Below are 5,762 nucleotides of genomic sequence, written 5' to 3' on the forward strand. Positions count from 1 at the left end.
GCTTCGACGCCCTGCTGAATGGCTACAAGCGCGGCCTGCACTTTGTGCTGAGGCACCAGTTCCTCACGCTGTGCAGCTTCATTGCCACGGTGGCCTTCACCGGCTTCCTGTTTGCGGTGATTCCCAAGGGCTTTTTCCCGCAGCAAGACACGGGCGTGATCACCGGCTTTGCCGAGGGGGCGCAAGACACTTCGTTTGGTGCCATGAATGCGCGCATGCTGGCCTTGGCCGACGTGGTGCGGCGAGACCCCGACGTGACCGCTTTTGTCATGAATGGCTCGTCCTCTACCTTCAATACGGGCAATTTTTTCATCTCGCTCAAGTCCAAAGAAGCCGGGCGCGTGGCCAGTGCCGACGAGGTGATTGCGCGCTTGCGTCCGCAGTTGAACAAGGTGCAAGGGGCGAACCTGTTTCTGCAGGCGGCGCAAGACATTCGGGTGGGCGGCCGCGCATCGCGCACGCAGTACCAGTACACCCTGACCGATGCCAATCTGGACGAGCTCAACGAATGGGCACCCAAGCTGCAGCAGCGCCTGCGGGAACTGCCCGAGCTGACCGATGTGGCCTCGGACCAGCAAAACGCCGCCGCGGCTGCGGTACTCACCATCGACCGTGACCGTGCCGCCAGCTTCGGCATCACCCCGGCAACCATTGATGCCACGCTGTACGACGCGATTGGCCAGCGCCAAATAGCCCAGTACTTCACCCAGCTCAACAGCTACCACGTGGTGCTGGAAGTAGCCCCCGCGATGCAGCAAGACCCATCCTTGTTCAGCAGGCTCTACCTGACCTCGCCGCTCACCGGCCAACAGGTGCCGCTGTCGACCTTCGTGAAGGTGGACACCAGCAAATCCGCCTACCTGGCGATCAACCACCAGGGGCAATTTCCAGCGGTCACGCTGTCCTTTAACCTGGCCAAGGGCCACGCGCTGGGCGAAGCGGTAACGGCCATCAATGCCGCGCGCACCGACATGAATCTGCCGCAGGCGCTGACCGGCGCGTTCCAGGGCACGGCGCAGGCCTTCCAGGATTCGCTGTCCTCGCAGCCCTACCTGATTGCCGCGGCGCTGGTGGCGGTGTACATCGTGCTGGGCCTGCTGTACGAGAGCTATATCCACCCGCTGACGATTCTGTCCACCCTGCCCTCGGCCGGTGTGGGGGCGCTGCTGATACTGATGGCGGGCGGCTACGACCTGACGGTGATCGCGCTGATCGGCATCATCTTGTTGATCGGCATCGTCAAGAAAAACGGCATCATGATGGTGGACTTCGCCCTCAAGGCCGAGCGCGAGCATGGCATGGCCCCGCAGGAGGCCATCTACCAGGCCTGCGTACTGCGTTTTCGCCCGATCATGATGACCACCATGTGCGCGCTGCTCTCGGGCCTGCCGCTGATGCTGGGCCATGGCGATGGTTCCGAGCTGCGCCGTCCCCTGGGCTATGCCATGGTCGGCGGCCTGATCGTGTCGCAGGCGCTGACGCTGTTCACCACCCCCGTGGTCTACCTCTACCTGGATCGGGCACACTATTGGTTCCAGGCGCGCAAGGAAGCGCGGGCGGCGAAAAAAGCCGCCCGGGCCGGTACCGGCGCGCTGCCACCCCCTAGCCCTGCGCAGTCCCACGGTTGAACGCCTGCCCACCACGGTATGAAGATTCTGATTGTCGAAGACGAAGCCAAGACGGCCGACTACCTGACCAAGGGCCTGACCGAGCAGGGCTGCGCGGTCGACATCGCCGACAACGGAATCGACGGCCAGCACCTGGCGATGCAGCATGACTACGACGTGATCGTGCTGGATGCCATGCTGCCGGGACGGGACGGCTTTGCGGTGCTGCGCGCGCTGCGCACCCAAAAGCAAACGCCCGTCATCATGCTGACCGCCCGCGACCGGGTGGAAGACCGCGTCAAAGGCCTGCACGACGGGGCCGACGACTACCTGGTCAAACCCTTTTCGTTTCTGGAGCTGCTGGCCCGGCTGCAGGCCCTGACCCGGCGTGGCCGCAGCCAGGAACCGATGCAGTTCAGCATCGCCAACCTGCAGATCGACCTGCTCAAGCGCAAGGCCTTCCGGGGCGGCGCGCGCATCGACCTCACGGCCAAAGAATTTGCCCTGCTGGCCGTGCTGGCACGCCGCCAGGGCGAAATCTTGTCCAAAACCGCGATTGCCGAGCTGGTGTGGGACATGAACTTCGACAGCAACACCAATGTGGTCGAGGTCGCCATCAAGCGGCTGCGCGACAAGATCGACGTGCCCTTCGCGGCCACGTCGCCCAAGCTGCTGCACACCATCCGCGGCATGGGCTATGTGCTGGAAGTGCGCGCGGAGCCAGACCGGGGCGCGCTGCCGTGAAGCGTTCGATCACGGCGCGGCTGGTCACCATGTTTGCCGCCGCAGCGCTGCTGACTTTCGCGCTGATCGGTGCCGCGCTGTACACCGTGCTGGACCGCGAGCTCACCCGCCACCAGGACGACGAGCTGCACATCGGCCTGAAAAACATGGCCTATTCGATCCAGCACGTGGGCACGGTAGAGCGCTGGAACCGCGTACAGGCCCGCATGGACACACTGGCACCGCCCGACGGCAGCGTGCGCTTCTGGGTGCTCAGCGACGACCCGCGCTACCTGTACGGCAGCGGGCTGGCCGACATGCAGCGCATGACCCAAGACGCGGATGGCCGGGGGGCCATCATGCTGCCGGGCCACAGCGATGCCATGCGCACCCAATCGGTCTACATAGCCCCGCTGGACGACCGGCCCGGCGTGCGGCTCATCATCGGCAGCGACTCCACACCCTATCGGCGCACACGCCAGGTCTTCTTCACTGCACTGCTGGCACTGAGCCTGGTGGCCGTGCTGGCGGTGGCGCTGGCCGGGCACTGGATTGCGCGGGTGGGCCTGCAACCGCTGGTGCGCTTGTCTGACGAAGCGCAGGCGCTGCGCCCCAAAACCCTGTCGCAGCGCCTGCCCGAGGCGGCTTTGCCGATCGAACTCCAGGCCTTGACCGGGGCCTTCAACGGCGCGCTGGCCCGCCTTGAAGCAGCCTATGCGCAGCTGGAAGCCTTCAACGCCGACGTGGCCCACGAGCTGCGCACGCCGCTGGGGAATTTGATTGGCGGCACGCAGGTGGCGCTGTCGCGTCCGCGCAGTGCGCCCGAGCTGCAAGAGGTGCTGGCCTCGAATCTGGAAGACCTGGAGCGGGTGCGCTCCATCGTCAACGACATGCTGTTCCTGGCGCGTGCCGACCGCGGCGAGGTGGCCACCGGCCTGGTGCGCACGCCCATCGCTGTCGAGGTGCGCAAGACGATTGAGTTTTTTGAATTTGTGCTGGATGAAAGCCACATGCAGGTGCGCATTGACGGTGACCAGGGCATCGAGGCGCAACTGGAAACCGCGCTGTTCCGCCGCGCCATGAGCAACCTGCTGCAAAACGCCATCGAACATTCAGCGCCGGGCGCGCAACTGGTGGTGGCGCTGCGAGAGGATGCCGCCGCCACCTGGATTACCGTATCCAACCCCGGCGAGCCGATTGCGCGGGCGCACCAGTTGCATTTGTTCGACCGCTTTTACCGCGTCGATGCCGCCCGCCATGGCCTCGGCCAGCACCACGGCCACGGCCTGGGCCTGGCCATCGTCAAAGCCGTGGCCGCCATGCATGGCGGCCAGGTAGCGGCCAGCAGCGCGGCGGGTACCAATACCATTGGCTTCAGCGTGGCCCGCAGCGCCGCCGGGCCCGAAGAGGCAGGCTAACTGGGTTTAGGACCTGTTCAAGCTCTTCAAGGCATTGCTCATCTTTTAATAGCTACCACCGCAGGTAGCATATGCGCCAGAGGCCAATTTCTCTTGTAAATCACCGCCCATCTATGTGCCGCCGCAAAAAGCTGTTGAAAAATTTATAGACGACTGGTCTATTTAATTTCTATAATGGCGCCATGGCCAACGCAAGCTCTCACGAATCCTCGGACACCCGCAGCAACATCCTTGCCGTGGGGCAACGCATCATGGCGGGCAAGGGATTCTCGGCGGTGGGCCTGAACGAAATTTTGGTGTCTGCCGGTGTACCCAAAGGCTCGTTCTACCATTACTTTGGCTCCAAAGAAGCTTTCGGCGAGGCGCTGCTCGACAGCTACTTTGACGACTACCTGGCCGAAATAGACACGATGCTGCGCCAGCCCGGCTTGACGATGGCGCAACGCCTGATGCTGTACTGGCAAAACTGGCAAGACAGCCAGTCGCACCTGGATTGCCAAGGCAAGTGCCTGGCCGTGAAGCTGGGCGCCGAGGTGGCCGACCTGTCGGAGCCCATGCGCCTGGCCCTGAAACAAGGCACTGCAGGCATTACGGCGCGCCTGGCCCGGGCCATTGAGGCGGGCATGGCCGAAGGTTCGTTGTCTATCGACGGCGATCCTGCCCAGGTGGCCGAAAGCCTGTACCAGCTGTGGCTGGGAGCCAGCATCATGGTCAAGATTCTTCGCAGCCCCCAGGCTTTTGAGGCCGCCACCAAGACCACGCGCCACATCCTTCACCTGTCCCCTTGAGTGGGGCAGCCCCTGGATGCACTTCGGTTGAAGTGCTTTTTTTGACCGATTCATTAGACGACCGGTCTATTTATTTAACCCACTCTACTAGGAAAACACAATGAAAATTTTGATGGTCCTCACCTCCCACGACAAGCTTGGCGATACCGGCCTCAAGACCGGTTTTTGGCTCGAAGAGCTGGCTGCGCCTTACTACGCCTTCAAGGCAGCGGGGGCCGAGATCGTATTGGCCTCTCCCAATGGCGGCCAACCGCCGCTCGACCCGAAGAGCAACGAAGCCGCGTTCCAGACCGAGCTGACCCGCCGCTTCGAGGCCGACACAGAGGCGACCGCGCAACTGGCCGCCACGCTGCGCCTGGACAGCGTGTCGCAGGCCGACTTTGACACTGTCTTCTACCCCGGTGGCCACGGCCCGCTGTGGGATCTGGCTGAAGACAAGGCATCCATCGCCTTGATCGAGTCCTTCGTGGCGGCGGGCAAGCACGTGGCGTTCGTCTGCCACGCACCCGGCGTGCTGCGCCACGTGAAGGCTGCCGATGGCAAGCCCCTGGTGCAAGGCAAGAAGGTCACCGGTTTCACCAACACCGAAGAAGAAGGCGTGGGCCTGACCCAGGTGGTGCCGTTCCTGGTTGAAGACATGCTGAAGGCCCAGGGCGGTATCTACTCCAAGGGCGAAGACTGGGCTTCTTACGTGGTCAGCGACGGCCTGCTGATCACCGGCCAAAACCCTGCGTCCTCCGCCGCCGCCGCGACCGTTTTGCTGCAGCACTTGGCGGCTTGAGCAAGCCGCCGATAAGTCCGGACCCCGGTACCGCAACGCGATGTACCGGGGTGTAGCTGGCCAGTAGCGGGTAGTCCTGCGTGTGATTTGCTACGCATTCAGTAGCTTCTCACGCAGGTGGAGTGCGCGGTAGAGCCTGATTCTACTCAAATATCACGCTACACCAGCGTCTGCAGCACCGCCACCGCCAAGGCATGGTCTTCCGCCTGCGGCAGGCCCGATACCGTGACCGTGCCCACCACCAGATTAGCGCCCCGGATGCGGATCGGAAACGCCCCACCGTGGGCCGCGTATTCGCGCGGGTCCAGGCCGGTGGCGGTGTCGAAATCGCTGCCCTTGCTGCGGTACAGCGTGCCCATGTAGAACGAGCTGCGGGCAAAGCGCCGCACCACATTCACCTTGCGCCGCACCCAGTCCACGTTGTCGGGGTTGGTGCCCTCCATCG

The 5,762-nt window shown here is 63.6% G+C and carries 6 protein-coding genes; 5 read left to right on the top strand and 1 reads right to left on the bottom strand.

What is annotated here, in order from left to right:
- The 5 genes from ABI213_RS09250 to ABI213_RS09270 form a co-directional block, all read left to right on the top strand.
- A partial coding sequence (locus tag ABI213_RS09250) for an efflux RND transporter permease subunit (RefSeq protein WP_348026829.1) occupies positions 1-1,628 on the top strand: 1,628 nt, incomplete at its 5' end.
- 18 nt (positions 1,629-1,646) lie between these two features.
- Positions 1,647-2,351, top strand: coding sequence for a heavy metal response regulator transcription factor (locus ABI213_RS09255; RefSeq protein ID WP_348006644.1), 705 nt, complete (start codon positions 1,647-1,649; stop codon positions 2,349-2,351).
- Positions 2,348-3,748, top strand: a complete 1,401-nt coding sequence (locus ABI213_RS09260) for a heavy metal sensor histidine kinase (RefSeq protein WP_348006645.1) — start codon at positions 2,348-2,350, stop codon at positions 3,746-3,748. Before ABI213_RS09255 ends, ABI213_RS09260 begins: the two co-directional genes overlap by 4 nt.
- A gap of 182 nt (positions 3,749-3,930) precedes the next feature.
- Positions 3,931-4,536 carry a TetR/AcrR family transcriptional regulator gene (locus ABI213_RS09265; RefSeq protein ID WP_348006646.1) on the top strand — a complete coding sequence of 202 codons (606 nt, stop codon included), beginning with the start codon at positions 3,931-3,933 and terminating at the stop codon, positions 4,534-4,536.
- Between the two features lie 100 nt (positions 4,537-4,636).
- Entirely contained in the window at positions 4,637-5,317 is a 681-nt protein-coding gene (locus ABI213_RS09270; protein WP_348026831.1) for a type 1 glutamine amidotransferase domain-containing protein, read from the top strand.
- Positions 5,318-5,475: 158 nt separating this feature from the next.
- On the opposite strand, the gene ABI213_RS09275 is transcribed toward ABI213_RS09270, so the two are convergent.
- Positions 5,476-5,762: heme-binding protein (locus tag ABI213_RS09275; protein WP_348026833.1), on the bottom strand; the 287-nt coding region annotated here is incomplete at its 5' end.

The organism is Rhodoferax sp., from assembly GCF_039922535.1.
Classification (GTDB): domain Bacteria; phylum Pseudomonadota; class Gammaproteobacteria; order Burkholderiales; family Burkholderiaceae_C; genus Rhodoferax_B.

Excerpts from the sequence above, each read along its gene's own strand:
- ABI213_RS09255 (WP_348006644.1), top strand. The coding sequence starts at position 1,647 with ATGAAGATTCTGATTGTCGAAGACGAAGCCAAGACGGCCGACTACCTG.
- ABI213_RS09265 (WP_348006646.1), top strand. The coding sequence starts at position 3,931 with ATGGCCAACGCAAGCTCTCACGAATCCTCGGACACCCGCAGCAACATC.
- ABI213_RS09270 (WP_348026831.1), top strand. The coding sequence starts at position 4,637 with ATGAAAATTTTGATGGTCCTCACCTCCCACGACAAGCTTGGCGATACC.